This window comes from Nocardia gamkensis NBRC 108242, assembly GCF_001612985.1.
In the GTDB taxonomy this organism is placed as follows: domain Bacteria; phylum Actinomycetota; class Actinomycetes; order Mycobacteriales; family Mycobacteriaceae; genus Nocardia; species Nocardia gamkensis.
Map to the genome: position 1 here is coordinate 138,434 of NZ_BDBM01000014.1, position 18,709 is coordinate 157,142.

20 protein-coding genes are annotated in these 18,709 nt (G+C 71.2%); 4 read left to right on the forward strand and 16 right to left on the reverse strand.

Annotation, left to right across the window (positions count from 1 at the left end):
• Positions 1-15 precede the first annotated feature (15 nt).
• The 5 genes from NG1_RS14135 to NG1_RS14155 all read right to left on the reverse strand — a co-directional run bounded on the left by NG1_RS14135 (position 16) and on the right by NG1_RS14155 (position 3,132).
• Positions 16-216 (reverse strand): hypothetical protein, encoded by a 201-nt coding sequence (locus tag NG1_RS14135; RefSeq protein ID WP_062970883.1) that lies wholly within the window; start codon positions 214-216, stop codon positions 16-18.
• A 68-nt stretch (positions 217-284) separates the two neighbouring features.
• The gene (gene hisF, locus NG1_RS14140) at positions 285-1,058 is read right to left on the reverse strand and encodes an imidazole glycerol phosphate synthase subunit HisF (protein ID WP_062970885.1); all 774 of its coding nucleotides are present in this window, start codon (positions 1,056-1,058) and stop codon (positions 285-287) included.
• Positions 1,059-1,062: 4 nt separating this feature from the next.
• On the reverse strand, positions 1,063-1,878 hold the full coding sequence (locus tag NG1_RS14145; RefSeq protein WP_062970887.1) for an inositol monophosphatase family protein: 816 nt from the start codon (positions 1,876-1,878) through the stop codon (positions 1,063-1,065).
• Positions 1,875-2,606, reverse strand: a complete 732-nt coding sequence (gene priA / locus NG1_RS14150) for a bifunctional 1-(5-phosphoribosyl)-5-((5-phosphoribosylamino)methylideneamino)imidazole-4-carboxamide isomerase/phosphoribosylanthranilate isomerase PriA (RefSeq protein ID WP_062970890.1) — start codon at positions 2,604-2,606, stop codon at positions 1,875-1,877. The genes NG1_RS14145 and priA overlap by 4 nt, the downstream gene beginning before the upstream one ends.
• A 64-nt stretch (positions 2,607-2,670) precedes the next feature.
• Positions 2,671-3,132: a MarR family winged helix-turn-helix transcriptional regulator gene (locus NG1_RS14155; protein ID WP_062970892.1), complete on the reverse strand. Its 462-nt coding sequence runs from the start codon at positions 3,130-3,132 to the stop codon at positions 2,671-2,673.
• A gap of 99 nt (positions 3,133-3,231) precedes the next feature.
• Between NG1_RS14155 and NG1_RS14160 the strand changes: the two genes are divergently transcribed.
• Positions 3,232-3,747, forward strand: coding sequence for a nuclear transport factor 2 family protein (locus NG1_RS14160; protein WP_062970894.1), 516 nt, complete (start codon positions 3,232-3,234; stop codon positions 3,745-3,747).
• Here the strand turns inward: NG1_RS14160 and NG1_RS14165 are convergent, their stop codons facing one another.
• The gene (locus NG1_RS14165) at positions 3,748-4,251 is read right to left on the reverse strand and encodes a hypothetical protein (RefSeq protein ID WP_062970896.1); all 504 of its coding nucleotides are present in this window, start codon (positions 4,249-4,251) and stop codon (positions 3,748-3,750) included.
• Positions 4,252-4,457: 206 nt separating this feature from the next.
• Here NG1_RS14165 and NG1_RS14170 point away from each other — a divergent pair, with 206 nt between their 5' ends.
• Positions 4,458-4,919 (forward strand): Rv1363c family protein, encoded by a 462-nt coding sequence (locus tag NG1_RS14170; protein ID WP_062970898.1) that lies wholly within the window; start codon positions 4,458-4,460, stop codon positions 4,917-4,919.
• Positions 4,920-4,963: 44 nt separating this feature from the next.
• Here NG1_RS14170 and hisH read toward each other — a convergent pair whose 3' ends face one another.
• The 9 genes from hisH to NG1_RS14215 form a co-directional block, all read right to left on the reverse strand.
• Positions 4,964-5,599: an imidazole glycerol phosphate synthase subunit HisH gene (gene hisH / locus NG1_RS14175; protein ID WP_062970900.1), complete on the reverse strand. Its 636-nt coding sequence runs from the start codon at positions 5,597-5,599 to the stop codon at positions 4,964-4,966.
• Positions 5,596-6,210 carry an imidazoleglycerol-phosphate dehydratase HisB gene (gene hisB / locus NG1_RS14180; RefSeq protein WP_040866019.1) on the reverse strand — a complete coding sequence of 205 codons (615 nt, stop codon included), beginning with the start codon at positions 6,208-6,210 and terminating at the stop codon, positions 5,596-5,598. The genes hisH and hisB overlap by 4 nt, the downstream gene beginning before the upstream one ends.
• A gap of 45 nt (positions 6,211-6,255) precedes the next feature.
• Entirely contained in the window at positions 6,256-7,389 is a 1,134-nt protein-coding gene (locus NG1_RS14185) for a histidinol-phosphate transaminase (RefSeq protein WP_062970903.1), read from the reverse strand.
• A complete protein-coding gene (gene hisD, locus NG1_RS14190; protein ID WP_062970905.1) occupies positions 7,386-8,723 on the reverse strand; it encodes a histidinol dehydrogenase in 1,338 nt (445 codons plus the stop codon). Before hisD ends, NG1_RS14185 begins: the two co-directional genes overlap by 4 nt.
• Positions 8,724-8,911: 188 nt before the next feature.
• Positions 8,912-10,543 carry a serine/threonine-protein kinase gene (locus NG1_RS14195; protein WP_084498909.1) on the reverse strand — a complete coding sequence of 544 codons (1,632 nt, stop codon included), beginning with the start codon at positions 10,541-10,543 and terminating at the stop codon, positions 8,912-8,914.
• Between the two features lie 98 nt (positions 10,544-10,641).
• Entirely contained in the window at positions 10,642-12,351 is a 1,710-nt protein-coding gene (locus tag NG1_RS14200; protein ID WP_062970991.1) for a penicillin-binding transpeptidase domain-containing protein, read from the reverse strand.
• Between the two features lie 89 nt (positions 12,352-12,440).
• Positions 12,441-13,307, reverse strand: a complete 867-nt coding sequence (locus NG1_RS14205; RefSeq protein ID WP_062970993.1) for an arylamine N-acetyltransferase family protein — start codon at positions 13,305-13,307, stop codon at positions 12,441-12,443.
• Positions 13,308-13,375: 68 nt separating this feature from the next.
• The gene (locus NG1_RS14210; protein ID WP_084498910.1) at positions 13,376-14,377 is read right to left on the reverse strand and encodes an alpha/beta hydrolase family protein; all 1,002 of its coding nucleotides are present in this window, start codon (positions 14,375-14,377) and stop codon (positions 13,376-13,378) included.
• Positions 14,378-14,389: 12 nt separating this feature from the next.
• Positions 14,390-15,616: an MFS transporter gene (locus NG1_RS14215; protein WP_062970909.1), complete on the reverse strand. Its 1,227-nt coding sequence runs from the start codon at positions 15,614-15,616 to the stop codon at positions 14,390-14,392.
• A 105-nt stretch (positions 15,617-15,721) separates the two neighbouring features.
• Here NG1_RS14215 and NG1_RS14220 point away from each other — a divergent pair, with 105 nt between their 5' ends.
• Both NG1_RS14220 and NG1_RS14225 read left to right on the forward strand, forming a co-directional pair.
• Positions 15,722-16,060 carry an ArsR/SmtB family transcription factor gene (locus tag NG1_RS14220; RefSeq protein WP_062970911.1) on the forward strand — a complete coding sequence of 113 codons (339 nt, stop codon included), beginning with the start codon at positions 15,722-15,724 and terminating at the stop codon, positions 16,058-16,060.
• 372 nt (positions 16,061-16,432) lie between these two features.
• Positions 16,433-17,611, forward strand: a complete 1,179-nt coding sequence (locus NG1_RS14225; RefSeq protein WP_062970913.1) for a winged helix DNA-binding domain-containing protein — start codon at positions 16,433-16,435, stop codon at positions 17,609-17,611.
• A 177-nt stretch (positions 17,612-17,788) separates the two neighbouring features.
• Here NG1_RS14225 and nadC read toward each other — a convergent pair whose 3' ends face one another.
• Positions 17,789-18,649: a carboxylating nicotinate-nucleotide diphosphorylase gene (gene nadC, locus NG1_RS14230; protein ID WP_062970915.1), complete on the reverse strand. Its 861-nt coding sequence runs from the start codon at positions 18,647-18,649 to the stop codon at positions 17,789-17,791.
• Positions 18,650-18,709 lie beyond the last annotated feature (60 nt).

Consider the following 18,709-nt stretch of genomic DNA (forward strand, 5'->3'; position numbering starts at 1 on the left):
GCGCGGAGTACGCGGTCAGCTCACCCGGGAGCGCTGGAGTTCGCCGAGCAGCTCCCAGGTGCGCCGCTGGTCCTCCGGGGTGGTCAGATCGGTCTGCGAGAAGACTATCTCCGTCGCGCCCGCCGCGAAGTACTCCGCGACACGGGCCGCGATCAGCTCCTCGTCACCGATCACCACGAGTTCCGCCGCCCGCGCCGCCCCGGACAGCTCGATCACCCGGGCATAGGACGGGATGTCGTCGTAGAACGCCGTCTGGGCGGCGGTGAGCGTCTTTCCGCCAACCGCTACCGGATGACGATCTTCTCCGCCCGCATCGAATCCTTGACCTGGCCGATGGTGAGATCGCCGAAGTGGAACACGCTGGCCGCGAGCACGGCGTCGGCGCCCGCGTGCACGGCCGGGGCGAAGTGCTCGACCGCGCCCGCGCCCCCGCTGGCGATCACCGGGACCGTCACCGCCTCCCGCACGGCGCGGATCATCGGCAGGTCGAAACCGGCCTTGGTTCCGTCGGCGTCCATGGAGTTGAGCAGGATCTCACCGACGCCGAGTTCGGCGCCGCGCACCGCCCATTCGACGGCATCGATGCCGGTGCCGCGTTTGCCGCCGTGCGTGGTGACCTCCCAGCCGGAGGGCGTGTCCGGCTGCCCTTCCGGCACGGTGCGCGCGTCCACCGACAGCACGATGCACTGGGAGCCGAAGCGCTCGGACATCTCGCGCAGCACCTCCGGCCGCGCGATCGCGGCGGTGTTCACCGAGACCTTGTCCGCGCCCGCGCGCAGCAGGCGGTCCACGTCCTCGACCGTGCGCACCCCGCCGCCGACGGTGAGTGGGATGAAGATCTGCTCGGCGGTGCGGGTCACCACGTCGATCATCGTGCCGCGGTCACCGGTGGAGGCGGTCACGTCGAGGAAGGTCAGCTCGTCGGCGCCCTGCGCGTCGTAGAGGGCGGCCAGTTCGACGGGATCGCCCGCGTCGCGCAGGTTCTCGAAGTTGACGCCCTTGACCACCCGTCCCGCGTCGACGTCCAGACACGGGATCACCCGTACGGCCAACGTCATTGCCTCACCCTTCCTCCGCGGCCGCCGGATCGGCGACCGTGCAGATCATGTCGAGCAGTTCCTCGTGCACGCCGGGCGCGGCCGCGAGCACGGAGCCGGAGGAGATGGTCCACGGCCTGCCCACCAGGTCGGTGACCACGCCGCCCGCCGCGCGCACCAAGGCGACACCCGCCGCGTTGTCCCAGGGATGGTGCCCGAACACGATCGCGCCGCCGAGCACGCCGGAGGCGGTGAACGCCAGATCGATGCCGGTCGAACCGTGCATGCGCACCCGGGAGGACAGTCTGCTCAGCGGTCCGAGCAGGTCGAAGCGGAATTGTCCGGGGATGCGGCCGTGCGCGTCCACGTTGAACGCGCCGAAACCGATCATGGCCTCGGCGAGCTTCCCGCGCGGCAGCGGCGGCAGCGGCTGCCCGTCCAGCAGCACGGGGCCCCCGGCCATGGCGGCGTAGCGGCGGCCGAGCAGCGGCAGCCAGGTCAGTCCCAGCACCGGTTCCCCGTCGCGGACCAGTGCGAGCAGCATGCCCGAGAGCGGATGCCCGGAGGAGTAGTTGAACGTGCCGTCGATCGGGTCGAGCACCCACGCGGTGCCGGAGGCGAGCTGCGGTCCGCCGAACTCCTCGCCGTGCACCTCGATCCCGGTGCGGCGCAGCAACTCGGCGGAGACGGTGCGCTCCAGCTCCAGGTCGAGTTCCGTGGCGAAATCGTTGCGGCCCTTCTCGACCGCGCTCGGCGCGCCGATACCCTCGACGAACCGCGAACACACCGAATCCAGGACCTCGCTCGCCGCCGCGAGCAGGTTCGACAGTTCCCGGGTCATCTCACCGCGGCCAGCGCCTCGGGCAGGGTGAACCGGCCCGCGTAGAGCGCCTTGCCGACGATCGACCCCTCGACGCCATCGGGCACGAGTTCGGCGATCGCGACCAGGTCCGCGATGGTGGACACGCCGCCGGAGGCGATGACGGGTGCGTCGGTGGCCGCGCAGACCTCGCGCAGCAGGTCCAGGTTCGGGCCGGTGAGCGTGCCGTCCTTGGTCACGTCGGTCACCACGTAACGCGAGCAGCCGTCGCGCTCCAGGCGCTCGAGCACCTCCCACAGATCGCCGCCGTCGCTGACCCAGCCGCGGCCGCGCAGCCGGTACTCGCCGTCGATGATGCGCACGTCGAGGCCGACCGCGATGCGCTCGCCGTGCCGGGCGATGGCCTTCGCGCACCAGACCGGGTCCTCCAGCGCGGCGGTGCCGAGATTCACCCGGGCGCAGCCGGTGGACAAGGCCGCCTCCAGGCTCTCGTCGTCGCGGATGCCGCCGGACAGTTCCACCTTGACGTCGAGCTCACCGACAACGCCCGCCAGCAGTTCCCGATTCGAGCCGCGCCCGAACGCCGCGTCCAGGTCGACCAGATGCACCCATTCCGCGCCGGCTTCCTGCCAGGCCAGCGCCGCCTCGCGAGGCGAGCCGTAGCTGGTTTCGCTGCCGGCCTCTCCTTGCACGAGGCGCACAGCCTCTCCGTTGGCGACATCGACGGCGGGTAGCAGCACAAGACTCACGAGAGCAGCCTAGTGGTTACCCGGCCGCGTCCGAGTGCAGGGCCCGGGCGGATTGGGACGTCGATCACCGCGGCGGGCCTGCCGCGTGCGCGTCCAGGATGCGGGTCAGCAGCGTGACCAGCGTCTGCCGATCGTGCTCGGAGAAGCCCGCGAGCAATTCGTCCTGAGCGACCTTCAGGCGCTCGTCGAGATCGTCGAGGTGGCGCGCGCCCGCCGCGGTGAGCGTGACGATGTTGCGGCGGCGGTCGGCGGCATCGGGGTTGCGCTCGACCAGCTCGCGGGCGGCGAGATCGTTCACCGCCGCGACCACGTCACTGCGGTCGATACGGGTGCGCCTGCCCAGCTCCGCCTGGCTGGCCGGACCGAACTCACCGAGCGTGGCCAGCAGCGCGTAATGGTGCCGCCGGGAGCCGGTGGGCTCCAGCGCCCGCTCGGTCGCCCGATTCGCCACCAGCGCGACCTGATTGACCAGCCTGGTGGGCAGGACGCGGAGCCGTCCCGCGGCGTCTTCGTGCGCGATGTCCATGCGGCCACTCTAACAAGACTTGTTGGCAGCACCCACGATCTGTTACGTTGGTGAAATCAACGTTGGACACGCCAACGTTCTGTTCGGAAGGTGACTCCGATGCGCAAGATTCGCTCGGCCCTCCCCCTGCTCGTTCTCCCGCTGGCCGCCCTGACCGCCGCCTGCGCCTCCGCCGCGAGTCCCACGCCGGAGGTGCGCGAGATGCTCGACCGCGCGCAGATCACCGCTCTGGTCGATCGGCTCGGCCGCGCCTTGGACGAGGGGCGCTTCGAGGAACTGCGGGCGATCTACACCCCGGACGCGACCGCGAAGACGCCCGGCGGTACGGCCGAGGGGCGCGAGGCGCTGATCGCCCAGGCGAGCCGCAACCACGGCGAGGACAAACGCATTCAGCACGTGATCGGCAACGTGCTGATCGATCTGCGCGGCGACGCGGCCGACGTGCGGGCCAACTTGATCGCCACGTTCGCACCCACATCCCCCGACGGGACGATTCCGCGGCCGCAGTACACCCTCGGCGAGGTCTACCGTTTCGACGCGGTCCGCACCGCGGAGGGCTGGCGGCTGTCCCGGGTGCAGACCACCCCGATCTGGTCCACCGGCACTCGTCCGTGATCAGCGCGTGGCGAGCACGCGCGCGCGGTGACAGGCCAGGGCGGCGAGCACCGCGCACAGTGCCGTCACCGCGGCCGCCGCGATCCGCACGGCTTGACCAGTCTGGAACTCCGTCGCCGCGCGTTCGATCTCGGCGAGCGTGTGCTCGCTCCGGTCGTCGAACAGGATCGAAGCCCGCGGCCACAGGTAGCGGATCGACAGCAGGAACTGCCCGCTGAGCAGCGCGGCCAGGGAGAAGCCGAGCCATCGGCGTCCGATTCGATAGGCCAGCGACACCGCGCACGCGAGCAAGGCGCACAGCGTCAGCACCGCGCCCAGCGGGCGCATGACGTCACCGACGGCGACGGTGCTCATGAATTGCTCGGTGAGTTCCAGCGATTCGGGTACGTCGCGAAAGATGTTGGGATACAGAAACAATGTCTCCGCGACGGTCGTCGCGAACGCGAAACACGCGACCACCGCGTAACCGGAGATCACCGTCAGCGGAACAGTGACGCTTTTCATAACAACCTCCTCGCCTCGACCGTAGAACCGGCGGGCCGCTCGCGGATCCGGCGCGAGCCCCCATGAACGGGTCAGGGTCTACCCGGAACCACCGCGCCGTTCGCCGGGCGTCGTCGGCATCGCCGCAATAAGGGCGGCGCGGAAGGTAACGTCTCCGCTCGGCGATCATCCCCGGTCGCCGCTTCCCTTTCGCACCGAGGAAGTGCATGTCACGATCTGAAATCGCTGCCGCCCTGTCGCTTTCGGCAGCAGCCTGCTTCGCGGCCTTCGTCGCCGCACCCGCCGCCAACGCCGCCGCACCCGAGGAGGCGCGCCTGGCGGGATGCGAATTCGGCTCCGCCGCGGCGACCTACGACTACGCGCGGTTCGGCGAACACGCCCGCCGGATGCTCGACCTCAGCACCGGAGAGTTCCGCGCCGAGTTCGAGAACTTCCGCGCCAACATCCAATCCAGCGCCGAGGCCGCGCACATCCGCGCCGAGGCGAACTCGGCCGACTGCCGCATCGTCTCCGGCGACGACAACCGGGCCGAGGTGGACGTCGACGTGGTGCGGACGGTGACCAGCGATGAGACCGACGGTCTGCCGCAGACCAGCCGCATGGCGATGACCGTGACGGTGGACAACGTCGACGGACGCTGGCTGGTCAGCAAGGTCCGCAAGCACTGACCGCAGCGGGGGGATCCCGCGCGCCTCGGTGCGCGGGATCCGCCCTACAGCGAGTTCACCCAGTTGCGCAGCAGGTGGGCGCCCGCGTCACCGGATTTCTCCGGGTGGAACTGGGTCGCCGACAGCGCGCCGTTCTCCACCGCCGCCAGGAACGGCACCCCGTGCTCGGCCCAGGTCAGCTTGGGCGCGGCGAAGTGCTCGCTGGGCGGCAGGTCCCAGGTCTGCGCGGCGTAGGAGTGCACGAAGTAGAAGCGGGTCTGCGCGTCGAGGCCCGCGAACAGCACGCTGTCGGACGGGGCGGAGACGGTGTTCCACCCCATGTGCGGCAGCACCGGCGCCGACAGCCGCTCGACCGTGCCCGGCCATTCGGCGCACCCGTCGCTCTGCTCGCCGAATTCCACACCCCGCTCGAACAGGATCTGCATGCCGACGCAGATGCCCAGTACCGGGCGCCCGCCGGCCAGCCGCTGACCGATCAGGCGTTCGCCCCGCACCGCACGCAGCCCCGCCATGCACGCGGCGAACGCCCCGACGCCAGGCACGACCAGCCCGTCGGCGGCGAGCACGGCCTGCGGGTCCGCGGTCACATCGACGCGGGCGCCCGCCCTGGTCAGCGCTCGTTCGGCGGAGTGCAGGTTGCCCGACCCGTAGTCGAGCAGGGCCACCGTTTTCGCGCTCACAGCGTTCCCTTCGTCGAGGGGACCCCGCTCACCCGCGGGTCGAGTTCCACCGCGGCGCGCAGCGCACGCGCCACCGCCTTGAATTCGGCCTCGGTGACGTGGTGCTGATCGCGGCCGTAGAGCACCCGCACGTGCAGCGCGATGCGCGCGTTCAACGCGATCGACTCGAACACGTGGCGGTTGAGCACGGTGGAGTACGGCGCGCCGGGCCCGGAGCCGGGAATCACCGTGTGCACCAAGTGCTCCGGCTCTCCGGTGTGCACGCAGTAGGGGCGGCCGGACACGTCGACGGCGGCGTGCGCCAGCGTCTCGTCCATCGGGATGTAGGCATCGCCGAACCGGCGGATCCCCGCCTTGTCGCCCAGCGCCTTGCCGAGCGCCTGACCGAACACGATCGCGGTGTCCTCGACCGTGTGGTGCGCCTCGATCTCGGTGTCACCCTCCGCGCGCACGGTCAGGTCGAAGCTCGCGTGGGCGCCGAGCGCGGTCAGCATGTGGTCGTAGAACGGGACGCCGGTGGCGATCTCGGTCTTGCCGGTGCCGTCCAGATCCAGCTCGACGACGATGCCGGATTCCTTGGTGACCCGCTCCACCCGGGCGGTCCTACTCATGCTCACGTCCAATCGGGTTGTCGCCGATGGCTTCTCGGCGCTGGTTCATCGCGGTACCAGGTCGCTGCCTGCCAGCAGCCCGCTGACCCGCAGCAGTTCGTCGTTCTCGGCGGCGAGGCCGATCGTGGTGCGCAGATAGCCGGGAAGGCCGACGTCGCGGATCAGCACGCCGTGCTCGAGGTAGCGCTGCCAGCTGCGCGCGGCGTCGGCGAAGCGGCCGAACAGCAGGAAGTTGGCGTCACTGGGGATCACGTCGTATCCGAGTTCGCGCAATGCCGCCGCGACCCGGTCGCGCTGGGCGGCCAGTTCGGCCACGCTGCCGAGCGTCTCGTCGGCATGCCGCAGGGCCGCGCGCGCGGCGGCCTGGGTGACCACCGACAGGTGGTAGGGCAACCGCACCAGCAGCATCGCGTCGATCACCGCGGGCGCGGCGACCAGATAGCCCAGGCGCCCACCGGCGAACGCGAACGCCTTGCTCATCGTCCTGGTCACCACGAGCTTCGCGGGGAACCGGTCGATCAGCCCGATGGCGCTCGGCTGCGCGGAGAACTCGCCGTAGGCCTCGTCGACCACCACGATGCCGGGGGCGGCCGCGAGGATGCGGGCCAGGTCCTCCTGCGGGATGCTGTGCCCGGTGGGGTTGTTCGGGCTGGTCACGAACACCACGTCGGGTGCGCGCTCGGCGATCGCGGCCAGAGCGTGATCGATGTCGAGGGAGAAGTCGGCGTTGCGCTTCGCCTCGATCCACTCGGTGTCGATGCCTTCGGAGATGATCGGGTGCATCGAGTACGAGGGCACGAACCCCAGCGCGCTGCGGCCCGGTCCGCCGAAGGCCTGCAACAGCTGCTGCAGGATCTCGTTGGAGCCGTTGGCGGCCCAGACGTTGCCGGTGTCCACCGCGATACCGGTCTGCGTGGTCAGATACCGCGCCAGGTCGGTGCGCAGCGCGACGGCGTCGCGGTCCGGGTAGCGGTGCAGGTCCGCGGCGGCGGCGCGGATCGACTCGGCGACGTCGTCGATCAGCGCACGGCTGGGCGGATGCGGGTTCTCGTTCGTGTTCAACTGCACGGGGACCGTCAACTGCGGTGCGCCGTAAGGCTTCTTGCCCCGCAGGTTCTCCCGCAGCGGCAGGTCGTCCAGGGTCAGGTCCGCGCCGGGCGCGCTCGCCGCGCGCGTCACGAGAGGGCCTCGAAACGCGCCTGCACGGCTTGGCCGTGCGCGGGCAGGTCCTCGGCGTTCGCCAGCGCCACCACGTGGCCCGCGACATCCTTCAGCGCCGCTTCGGTGTACTCCACGACGTGGATCCCGCGCAGGAAGGTCTGCACGCTCAGCCCGGAGGAGTGCCGCGCGCAGCCCGCGGTGGGCAGCACGTGGTTGGAGCCCGCGCAGTAGTCGCCCAGGCTGACCGGCGCGTACGCGCCGACGAACACCGCTCCGGCGCTGCGCACCCGCGCCGCGACCGCGGCCGCGTCGGCGGTCTGGATCTCCAGGTGCTCGGCGGCGTAGGCGTTCACCACACGCAGGCCCTGCTCGATGTCGTCGACCAGGACGGTGCCGGACTGCTTGCCGCGCAGCGCCTCGCCCACCCGGTGCGCGTGCTTGACCACGGTCAGCTGCGTGGTCAGCGCCGCGTCCACCGCGTCGGCCAACTGCTCGCTGTCGGTGACCAGCACGCTGGCGGCGAGCACGTCGTGCTCGGCCTGGCTGATCAGGTCGGCGGCGACGTGCACCGGATCGGCGGTCGCGTCGGCGAGGACGGCGATCTCGGTGGGGCCCGCCTCGGCGTCGATGCCGACCAGGCCGCGGCACAGCCGCTTGGCCGCGGTGACGTAGATGTTGCCCGGCCCGGTGATCAGGTCCACCGGCTCCAGCTGCGCGCCGTCGGTGTCGACGCCGCCGTAGGACAGCAGCGCCACGCCTTGGGCTCCGCCGACCGCCCATACCTCCTCGACGCCGAGCAGCTGCGCGGCCGCCAGGATGGTGGGGTGCGGCAGCCCGCCGAACCGCGCCTGCGGCGGTGAGGCCACCACCAGCGAGCCGACGCCCGCGGTCTGCGCGGGCACCACGTTCATCACGACGCTGGACGGGTAGACGGCGTTACCGCCCGGCACGTACAGGCCGACCCGCTCGACGGGCACCCAGCGCTCGGTGACCGTGCCGCCCGGCACCACCTCGGTGGTCTTGTCCCTGCGCCGCTGATCGGCGTGCACCTTGCGCGCCCTGGCGATGGACTCCTCCAGCGCCGCGCGGACCGCCGGGTCCAGCCGCTCCAGCGCGGCTTCCAGCTCGGCCGCGGGCACCCGCACCGTCGCCGGGATCACCCCGTCGAAGCGCTCGCTGAACTCCAGCGCCGCCGACACGCCCTGATCACGAATCGCCTCGACCACCGGACGCACCTGATGCAGCACCGAGTCCACGTCGACTCCCCCGCGCGGCAGCGCGGCGCGCAGCTCGGCGACGGAGGGAGTACGACCGCGCAGATCGACGCGGGCGAGCTCGATGCGGGATGTCATGTGGTGTCGGTCCTTGTCTCCAGCTGAATCCGCAACAGGAAAGTTGCCGCTACCAGCCTAATGGGCCGACGCGAGCCGTTTTCGCCGTGGTCCGGGCGGCCGGGTCGCGCGGCAGCGGTGTGCGCAGGTCGGCGGTCGGTAGGTGCCGTCGGTGCGCCGAACTGTGGCGTTGCTCTCCTACGCCCGCGTCAACGAGTGTCGCTGTCGATCTGCACGGACCCGTTGCCCGGGTTGATCACCCGCAGCGTCACCGACTTGTTCTGGCCGCCGTAGGTCACGCTGGCCACATTGACGTCCACCGAACCGTCCGCGTTGGTGCCCGAACCCCCACCGGCCGTATCGACGGTGTTGAAGCCCGTGACCCGATTCTGCGTCCAGTAGTCCTCGAAGGCTTGCTGGCTACCGAAGACCTGCTGGGCAGCTGGGGTGAGCTGTTTCCAGGCAGCGGAGAAGCTCAGATACGTGAGGTTGTTGTAGAAGTTCACCACCAGATCGATGGACTGTCGCGAGTCGGCCTTGCCGACGCTCTTCGTCTCCCCCACGGGGACGGCGGCGGAGGTCGTGTTGCCGCCGGGGCGAGTCGAGGCGACCACCGAGGACGTACTGCCCTGCGCTGCGTTGCTGTTCGAGCCCGACGAGCTCAGTGTGTTCACCAGAATGGCTCCGGCCACCACGACCGCGCCGATCAGCGCACCGATCAGCACCGCGCGCCGTTTCCCTCCCGAGCCCGGTCTCGGCGTCGGGCGCGGCTGTGCCATGGTGCGGGGATGGTCCGCGGTGTCCGGGTGGACGGGCGGTGGGGGCGTGGGACGGGGACGCGGCTGGCGCTCGGTCGGCGTGTAGGGCGCCGAGGCCATCGCCGAGGGCCGCAGCGCGCGGGTCGCCGATTCCGGCTCGCCCGCCCTCGGCCGGGTGAAGGCTTCGCTGGCGGGCACGAACCCGGCGGCCACCGGCGCGGGGCCCGCATCGGCGAACGCGGCGAGGTGGTCGCGCGCGGCCCGCATGCTCGGGCGCTCGCGTGGCTCGGGGCTGAGCAGGTCGAGCAGGAAATCTGTGGCGGGCCCGGCGTTGCGCGGTTCGCTCAGCTGACCGTTGGCGGCGGCGTAGAGCACGGCGAGCGGGTTGGAGCCCGCGCCGTAGGGCGGTTCGCCCTCGAGCGCGTGGAACAGCGTGGCGCCCAGCGCGAACACGTCGGAGGCGGGGCTCGGATCGGAGCCGCGGGCGACCTCCGGCGCGAGGTAGGCGGCGGTGCCGCAGATCAATCCGGTCTCGGTGAGCGTGACGTCGCCGGTCGCGCGGGAGATGCCGAAGTCGGTGATCTTCACCGTGCCGTGATCGTCGAGCAGGATATTGCCCGGTTTCACGTCGCGGTGCACGATGCCCGCCTGGTGCGCGGCGATCAGCGCCGAGGCGACCTGTTCGCCGATCCGCGCGACCTGGGTAAGGGGCAACGTGCCCTGGGCGCCGATCACCGCCGCAAGGCTCTTGGACTTCAAGTACTCCATCACCAGGCAGGGATCACCATCGTGCTCGGTGATGTCGAACACGACGATCGCGTTCGGATGCTGGAAGCGGGCCGCGTTGCGGGCCTCCCGGATGGCGCGCTGGCGCACCACGACGCGTTCGGCCTCGGGCAGGCTCGGCTGGATGTGGATCTGCTTGACGGCAACGGAGCGCTGGAGGCGTTCGTCGACGGCACGCCAGACCACGCCCGTGCCGCCGCTACCAATCCGCTCGACCAGGCGGTAATGCTCCGCGATCAACTGACCGGTATCGATGGCGCCTACTCCGAACCTTCTCGAAATCGTGACATCCCGCATATTGATTACTCACGCGGTCCGGGGATGAGTGTAGCGGGCGCCGGAACACTCGTACGCGTCAGCCGGACCTTTCCGCGCCCCGAATCGCCCGGCACGGACTATCCGCCAGCACGCAGCATCCGGCCCGCGGCGTCCACCGCGGGCGCCGAACTGCTCGCGTCGCTGATGAACACGGCGAATGCCAGGTCGCCGTCGATGCCGACGAACCAGCCGTGCGCGTGGGCGTCGTCGATGTACTCCGCGGTACCGGTCTTGCCGAGCAGCCCCGGGAGGTCGCGCAATTGTGTCGCGGTGCCGTCTGTGATCGTCTCGCGCATCATGGCTTTCAGCTGGTCGTCGACCTGCGGCGGCAGTGCGTCCGCCGTCCGGTCGGGGGTGCCCGGCCTGCCCGCGACGAGGGTGGGCGCGGGCACGGCGCCGCGGGCGATGGACGCGGCGAGCAGGGCCATGCCGAACGGTGACGCTGTCACCTGCCCTTGACCGATCGCCGATTCCACCCGCAGCGCGGAGGTCTCCGCCGGGGGAACTTTTCCGGTGACGGTGGTCAGGCCCGGTGTGACGTAGTCGATGCCGAGTCCGAGCTGTGCGGCGGCTTTCGTCAGGGCATCGGCGGGCAACTGCGCGCCGAGCGCGCCCATCGTGGTGTTGCAGGACCGGGCGAACGCGGTGTGCAGCGGGACCGGGCCGAGATCGAAGTTGTTGTCGTTGGGGATGCGGCGGCCCTCGATGTTCGCCGTACCGGGGCAGGGCAGCACCGTGTCGGGTGTCACGGCGCCCGCCTGCAGCGCGGCGGAGACGGTGACCGTCTTGAACGTCGATCCCGGCGGGTAGAGCCCGGTGAGCGCGATCGGGCCCTGCGCGTCGGCGGCGGCGTTCTGCGCGATCGCGACGACCGCGCCGGTCGAGGGCCGCAGAGCGACGATCGCGGCGGGCTGGGCGACCGGGGCCAGCGCCGCCTCGGCCGCGCGCTGGAGGCCGGGATCGAGCGTGGTCGCGATGTCGGCGGTGGGCCTCGGGTCCGTCCCGGCGACGCGCTGGGTGCCCTGCGGGGTCTGGGCGCGCACCGCCCACCCTGCATTCGCGTCGGCGGACTCCTGCCACAACTCGGCCAGTCCGGACAGCGTCGGGGCGGCCAGCGCCTTGTCGGTCGTCAGCAGCCGGGTCTGCGGCGCGAGGGTGACGCCCGGCAGCGCGGTCAGGCGCTCCCGGATCGGGGCGAGGTCCGTCTCGCGCAGGGTGATCGCGGTGATCGGCTTGCCTTGCGCCGCGGCCAGTTCCGTTTGCAGCGACTGCGCGCCGAGGCCGGGCGAGAGCGGGCCGAGCAGCTCCGCGACCGCGGCGAGATCGGCGCCGGGGGCCAGATTCACCAGCGTGACGATCTGCTCGGTCATCAGTTCGCCGCCCGCGGCATCGAGGATGCGCGCCGGTTCCGGATAGACCCTGCTGTAGCTCAACGGCCCGCCGGCCAGGCCCGGGGCGACCGTGGCGGGATCCCACTTCACCCGCCACCCCCTCCCGTCGTCGTGCGCGGTGCCGTTGGTGGTGTAGGTCCACTCGGACTTGCCGTCCCCGCCGAGTTTCCAGGTGGCGGCCAGCGTGAAACTCTCGTCGTCGACCGAGCGGACCTCGTAGCGCACATCCTTGCCGAGCCCCTCGTAGAGCGCGCCGAGGGTGTCGGCGGCCAGGGCCGGGTTGTCGGTGAGCGCGGCCGCCGCGGCGACGTCGTCCTGGTTCAGCGCCTCGGCGAACTGCCCGGCCACGGTATCGGGTTGATCCGGTCCGGACGAGCAGGCGGCCAGCACGAGCATCGGTGCGGCGAACAGGACGAGGGACTTCCGGTTGGTACGCACGCCGACGACCCTATCGGGCCGAGCGCGATGCCGGGCGGGACGCGATGTCAGTCGCGCGCCCACCTGGCCTCGGCCAGCGCGGCGGCGTCATCCTCGGTGAGGTCGATGTCGAACACCTCGGCGAGGATCTTGGGGAGTTCGGCGGGTTCCAGTTCCCGCGTGTCGCTCGTGCCGTCGGGATACTCGGTGACGAACGTGGTGCCGTCCAGCACGTGGTGCGCGTCCGGGAGGAAGCGCTGCACATACGGCCGGGTGGTGAACGGGGAACGGGGTGAGGTCGATACGAAGTGGTTGCCGACGGCGTAGTCGATGCGATACTGCGGATTCAGCGTGAAACTGTGCCGGTCGATCCATCCGTCGCGGCCGTATTGGTGCAGCACCCACAGCTCGGAATCCAGCTCACCGCGCGTGCGCTCCAGCCGGAACTTCCACTCCCCCGCCGCGAATTCGCCGGTCTCCGAGGACAATTCGAACGGCGCGAGCGGTCCGGCGCCGAAGCCCACGTCGCACAGCCATACCCGGTCGTCGTCGGTGGTCGTCACGCGCAGCAACGCGTGGGTGGCGGGCCGCAACCCGGCGCCCGCGCCCATGCTCACCCGCCCGCTCAGCCCGGTGACGCCGAAACCGAGTCGTTCCAGCGCGGCCGCGAACAGTCCGACGTTCTCGTAGCAGTAGCCGCCGCGGCGGCGGCGCACGATCTTGTCCTGCAAGCTCGCCAGGTCGAGGGGAATCGACCGGCCCAGGATGATCTCCAGGTTCTCGAACGGGATGGCGGTGGTGTGCGCCCGCACCAGGTCGCGCAGCGTCCGGACGGTAGCGGCGCGCTCGCCGTCGAAATCGATCCGGGCCAGATAGGCGTCCAGATCGAGATCCGCTCCGTTCCAGTGGTAGGCCGGGTCGGTCGGCTTGCTCATCACGTCCTCGCTTCGTCGTTCGGTCTTCTCGATCAACCGCGCGGGACGACGATCGTGTTCCCGGCGCCTCACGCCGCGCACTTCGCGCCCGCGGGTGCGGGCGGGGCGGTGACGACGCCGTGCGCGACGTCGACGAGGTAGTCGCGGTCCGGGCCGTCGACCGGTTCGGTGCCGAGCAGCAGGCGCTCGACCACGCAGCCGCCTTCGAAGAAGGCCGGGCCGACGCTGTGGTCGCCCGGCGCCACCCGCCCGTTCAGGTCGCGCCCGGTGACAACGGTGTACATGGAGGTGGGCTTGCCCGCGGCGGCCAGCCCCGCGCGCATCTCGACGCTCGTGGCGTAGGGCACCACGTCGTCGGCGGTGCCATGGACGAGAAACGCGCGCCGCACGTCCATCCGGGCCGCCAGCAGGGCGGGTGAGCGTTCGGCGTAGGCGAGCGGGCAAGCAGTGGGCGGGCAGCCGCCCGCGTCGCGCTCGATCTGCGCGGGCAGTGCCGGGTCCACGGCCACCGCACCCAGCCACATCGTGAAATCGTCGGCGGGACCGTAGTTGTCGACCCAGTAGTCGAACATCCCGCGCGGACCGTGCGCCGCCGCGAGACCGCTGGTGATGCCGCCCTGACTCCAGCCCCACAGCACCGTGCGGGTGATCGAGGCGTGGACCTGGCGGTACCACGCGGTCGCGGCGACGATATCGCGCCGGCCCGCCCACAGATTCCACTCTCCGGTGCGCCACCGGCTGTCGGCGGAGCGCAGATCCATCGACAGGATCGGAGTCGAGGTGCGCCGCGCGATCGACTCGAGGTAACCGGCGAAATCCGCCGACGACCCGTCGTGCCCGTGCACCGCGACCACGAGCGCCTCCGGGGTCACGTCCCCCTCGGCGCACCGGTAGGGCTCGTACACCCGCCCGGTCGCCTCCTCACCGTCCACGGTCAGCGAGACCGGGCGCACCGTCACACCCGTCGCGCAAGCCGGACCCGCCGAGACACGCGGCGCGGCAGCGATTGTCGTCACGAGCACGCCGGCCAGCGCGCAGCAGAGAAGCAGTACCGGATGGGCCCGTCGCATCCTCGGATGATGTCACGCCGTCAGCGGCGTCGCGGCGTCCCGGCGCAGGCGCGCCAGGACGAGCAGTCCGCCCCCGGCAGCGGCGAGACCCACCACCGCGCCGAACACGGCCACCCCGGCGCTCAACCCGTAGGCGTCGGCGAGGAACCCGGCGGTCAGCGGCAGCGCCGCGGCCGGAAGATAGCCGCCGACGTTCTGCGCGGCGTTCGCCTCGGCCAGCCGCCCGCCCGGCACGCTCGCGCCGATCGCCGTCAGGCCCCCGAACTGGCCGAGCCCTTGACCGGCCCCGGCGAGCGCGGCGGACGTCACGAACAACGCGAGCGAGGTGGTCGCGAGCGACAGCACCAGCGCGATCATGCTCGTCACGGTCGCGACCGCGCCGCCGAGCAGAACGGTGCGCACGCCGAATCGCCGCGCGGCGAACTGAACTCCGGCCGCGGCAAGGAACATCGTGAACGCCACCGCACCCGCGAGCACCCGGTCGGCGGCGCCGAGCAGATGCGTCAGCACCGACGGTCCCAGCGACAGGACGAACGACGTCGCGGTGATCCCCGGTCCGAACACCGCGATCCCGAGCAGCACGGCGGTCCGCCCCTCCCGCGCGACCGAAGGAATCCGGATCCACGGCCCGCGTCCGCCGGGACCCGCGGGCAACGGCAGCCGGGCGGTCACCGCCAAAGCCGTTGCCAGCACGGCGATCTCGAGCCCGAAGACCGTCACCGTGGGACCGGGCAGCGTTTCGGACAGGAGGCCCGCCAGCAACGGGCCGCTCCCGGCCCCGAGCACCATCGCCGTGGAGGCGGCCAGCGCGGCGACGCGTCTGCGGTCGGGCCCGCCCACGTCCGTGACCGCCGCCATGCCCGCCGAGACGGTCGCGCCGACCGCCACACCGGTGAGCAGCCGTGCCAGTGCCAGCAGTAGGACCGACTGCGCGATCGCGAACAGCACGCAGGCCGCCATCGCCGCCGCCACCGCGGGCAGCAGGACCGGCTTGCGCCCCACCCGGTCCGACACCACGCCCGCGACCAGCAGCGCTCCCAGCAATCCGACGATGTAGCAGGCGAACACCGCGGTCAGCGTCCCGGAGGAGAAACCGATCGTCCGCTGCCACACCACATACAGCGGCGTCGGCGCGTTCGACAGCACGAACACCGCGAACACCGGCCAGGCCGCACGCCACACCGAAGAGCCGCTCGTTCGGCGCACTTCCGCGCGGGGCCGCGTCACCGTCGATCCCATCACCACTCCTTGATTCGAATTTACTCGTACTGGTACGACGATAACCGAACCAACCCAAGTAGTACGATAGAAGTCGTACAAAGGACCCGAGAGCGAGGAGACGCGATGCCAACGGCCACCGAGGACACCTCCGTGCTGCCCGAGCCGGATCGCGCCGATCTGCGGCTCGACCAGGTCCTCGCCGCATTGAGCGACCCGCTGCGCCTGGCCATGGTCCGCAAGCTCTTGCTGGACTCCCCCGAGGACGACCGGCCCTGCTCCTGGTTCGGCATCGATCGGCCGAAGTCCACGCTGACGCACCATTTCCGGGTGCTGCGCGAGGCCGGCGTCACCCGGCAGCGGCGCTACGGACTCGAGCGCCGCAGCCAGGTGCGCGTCGCCGACCTCGAAGCGCGCTTCCCTGGCTTGCTCGACCTGGTCCGCGCCTGGGAACCCGAGGGCTGATTCCGATTTTTGGGGGCAGGACCCGGCGTCGCGGCCCTGTTACGGTCCGGGTATTCATTCCGAGTCCGGATGGCACGCCGTCCGCGCGTTCGGACGTCTTCTCATGGAGTCCGCCATGACCTTCGCACCCCGCCGTATCCCCGACGCGACCCCGATCAGCACGGCCGAGACCGCCGCGACGTGGCGAGCACAATTGCCGGCCGACCGGAACCGGCTGCGCGGCGGGAGTTTCCGTGACGCCGCCGTCGCCGAGCTGGTCACGGCCGATCCGGTCCTGCGCAATTTCCCGGTCGACGACTTGCGCGCGGGCGCTGCGCCTGGCCCCGGAGCGCTTCGGCCTCTGAGCCACGGCGCGGACGTTACGATTCGCCTATGCGTTCGATTGATGCCGCGCAGCGGCGCGCTCGGCTGGCGGTGCGGCACCGGTTGGCGATGCCGGAGCGCACCGGGCAGGTCGCGGAGATCGCCCGCTCGATGGTCGCGCTGCACGCGACCGATCCGGCGACCGTGTACCTCTCCGTCGCGGCCCGTGCCGACGCGCTCACACCCTCCGACGTCGAACAGGCGCTCTACGAGGATCGTTCGCTGCTTCGAATGCTCGCCATGCGGCGCACCATGTTCGTCGTGCCGGTGGAATCGGTTCCGATTCTCCAGGCTTCGTGCGCGGACGCCCTGGCGCACAAGCAGCGGCGCACCTACGGCAAGTACCTGACGCAGGCGGGCATCGGGGACGGCGATACGGCCGGCTGGTGGGCCGAGGTCGAAGCCGAGACGCACAAAGCGTTGCTGGCCCGCGGCGCGGCGACCGGCGCGCAGCTGAGCAAGGCCGTCCCGCGGTTGCGCACCCAGGTGAACACCGCACCGGACAAGGCGTATTCGAAGCCGACGAACATCACCACCTGGGTACTGGTGACGCTCGGCTGCGAGGGCCGCATCGTGCGCGGCAGGCCGAACGGCGGCTGGACCAGCAGCCAGTACACCTGGGCGCCGATCGAATCGTGGCTGCCGGACGGCGTTCCCGCCCTTCCCGCCGCCGAGGCCAGGGTGGAACTGGTCCGTCGCTGGTTGCGCGCCTTCGGTCCCGCGCCGGTATCCGACGTCAAGTGGTGGACCGGGTGGACGCTCGGCGAGGTGCGCGCGGCACTGGGCGCCCTGGATCTGGTCGAGGTCGACCTGGACGGCGTGACCGGCGTGCTTCTGGCCGACGACGTGGAGCCGGTCGCCGCGCCGGAGCCGTGGGCGGCGCTGCTGCCCGCCCTCGATCCGACCCCGATGGGCTGGCAGGCCCGGGAGTGGTACCTCGGCCCGCACGCACCGCGGGTGTTCGACAGCAACGGCAACATCGGACCCACGGTCTGGTGGGACGGACGCGTCGTCGGCGGCTGGGCGCAGCGCAAGGACGGCGAGATCGTCTACCGCCTGCTCGAAGACGTGGGCGCGGACGCCGAAACGCTGATCGCCGCGCAAGCGCAACGCGTCGCCGACTGGTTCGGCGAGGTCCGCGCCATCCCACGGTTCCGGACACCGCTGGAACGCGAGCTCACCGCCTGAGCGAACGGCAACGGACAGCTTGGATGCCATGGAGATTCGCGGATTCGCCGACAGCGACCGAGCCGGGTTGCGGACGTTGTTCCTCCGGGCGGGTGCGGGTTCGCCGATGCGCCGAGCTCGACGCTGGTGCGTGACGGGTCACCGCGGGCGGCACGACCTGCGCCCCGGTCCCGGCACCTACATGTCCAGCCCGAGGTCGAGTACCCGGACGGAGTGGGTGAGCGCGCCGACGGCGAGGTAGTCGACGCCGGTGCGGGCGTAGTCGGCGGCGACGTCCAGGCTCAGGCCGCCGGAGGACTCCAGTTTCGTCTGCGGGGAGGCGGTGTCGCGGCGCTGGACGGCCGCCTGGGTCTGCCAGAGCGGGAAGTTGTCCAGCAGCACGAGTTCCACGTTCTCGGCGAGCACCGCGTCGAGTTGTTCGAGGCTGTCGACCTCGACCTCGCAGGCGATGTCGGGGGCGGCGGCGCGGACCGCGCGCAGCGCCTCGACCACCGAACCGGCGGCGACCACGTGGTTGTCCTTGATCAGCGCGGCGTCGCCGAGACCCATGCGGTGGTTGACACCGCCGCCGACCCGCACGGCGTACTTCTGCAGCCCGCGCAGGCCGGGCAGCGTCTTGCGGCTGTCGCGGATGCGGCAGCGGGTGCCGGCGACGGCGTCCACCCAGGCGGCCGTCGCCGTCGCGATACCGGACAGATGACACACCAGGTTGAGCATGGTGCGCTCGGCGGTGAGCAGCTTGCGCGTCGGCGCGATCACCGTCAGCACGGGCTGTCCCGGCGACACCCGGGTGCCGTCGGCGACGCGATCGGTGATCTCGTACTCGCCCGCGCCGATCACCTCGTCGAGTACCAGCACACCGGCGTCGAGTCCGGCCACGGTCCCCGGTTCGCGCGACACCACCGACGCCTTGATCACCGCGTCCGCGGGCACGGTGGCCATGGTCGTGACGTCCGGACCGTAGCGCAGGTCCTCGTCCAGCGCGGCGCGGATGAGGCGCAGCACCTCGTCGCGGTCCAGGGCGGCATCCAGAGCCATCGAAGTGTTCCTCTCTCGCCGAGCGGGGCGGTGGACAGCTCACGACATGTCCCGGCTCGG

Bases quoted from the DNA above. Each gene is read 5' to 3' on its own strand.
- hisF (WP_062970885.1), bottom strand. From the start codon at position 1,058: ATGACGTTGGCCGTACGGGTGATCCCGTGTCTGGACGTCGACGCGGGA.
- NG1_RS14145 (WP_062970887.1), bottom strand. From the start codon at position 1,878: ATGACCCGGGAACTGTCGAACCTGCTCGCGGCGGCGAGCGAGGTCCTG.
- NG1_RS14155 (WP_062970892.1), bottom strand. From the start codon at position 3,132: ATGGACATCGCGCACGAAGACGCCGCGGGACGGCTCCGCGTCCTGCCC.
- NG1_RS14160 (WP_062970894.1), top strand. From the start codon at position 3,232: ATGCGCAAGATTCGCTCGGCCCTCCCCCTGCTCGTTCTCCCGCTGGCC.
- NG1_RS14165 (WP_062970896.1), bottom strand. From the start codon at position 4,251: ATGAAAAGCGTCACTGTTCCGCTGACGGTGATCTCCGGTTACGCGGTG.
- NG1_RS14170 (WP_062970898.1), top strand. From the start codon at position 4,458: ATGTCACGATCTGAAATCGCTGCCGCCCTGTCGCTTTCGGCAGCAGCC.
- hisB (WP_040866019.1), bottom strand. From the start codon at position 6,210: ATGAGTAGGACCGCCCGGGTGGAGCGGGTCACCAAGGAATCCGGCATC.
- hisD (WP_062970905.1), bottom strand. From the start codon at position 8,723: ATGACATCCCGCATCGAGCTCGCCCGCGTCGATCTGCGCGGTCGTACT.
- NG1_RS14195 (WP_084498909.1), bottom strand. From the start codon at position 10,543: ATGCGGGATGTCACGATTTCGAGAAGGTTCGGAGTAGGCGCCATCGAT.
- NG1_RS14200 (WP_062970991.1), bottom strand. From the start codon at position 12,351: ATGCTCGTGCTGGCCGCCTGCTCGTCCGGACCGGATCAACCCGATACC.
- NG1_RS14205 (WP_062970993.1), bottom strand. From the start codon at position 13,307: ATGAGCAAGCCGACCGACCCGGCCTACCACTGGAACGGAGCGGATCTC.
- NG1_RS14210 (WP_084498910.1), bottom strand. From the start codon at position 14,377: ATGCGACGGGCCCATCCGGTACTGCTTCTCTGCTGCGCGCTGGCCGGC.
- NG1_RS14215 (WP_062970909.1), bottom strand. From the start codon at position 15,616: ATGGGATCGACGGTGACGCGGCCCCGCGCGGAAGTGCGCCGAACGAGC.
- NG1_RS14220 (WP_062970911.1), top strand. From the start codon at position 15,722: ATGCCAACGGCCACCGAGGACACCTCCGTGCTGCCCGAGCCGGATCGC.
- NG1_RS14225 (WP_062970913.1), top strand. From the start codon at position 16,433: ATGCGTTCGATTGATGCCGCGCAGCGGCGCGCTCGGCTGGCGGTGCGG.
- nadC (WP_062970915.1), bottom strand. From the start codon at position 18,649: ATGGCTCTGGATGCCGCCCTGGACCGCGACGAGGTGCTGCGCCTCATC.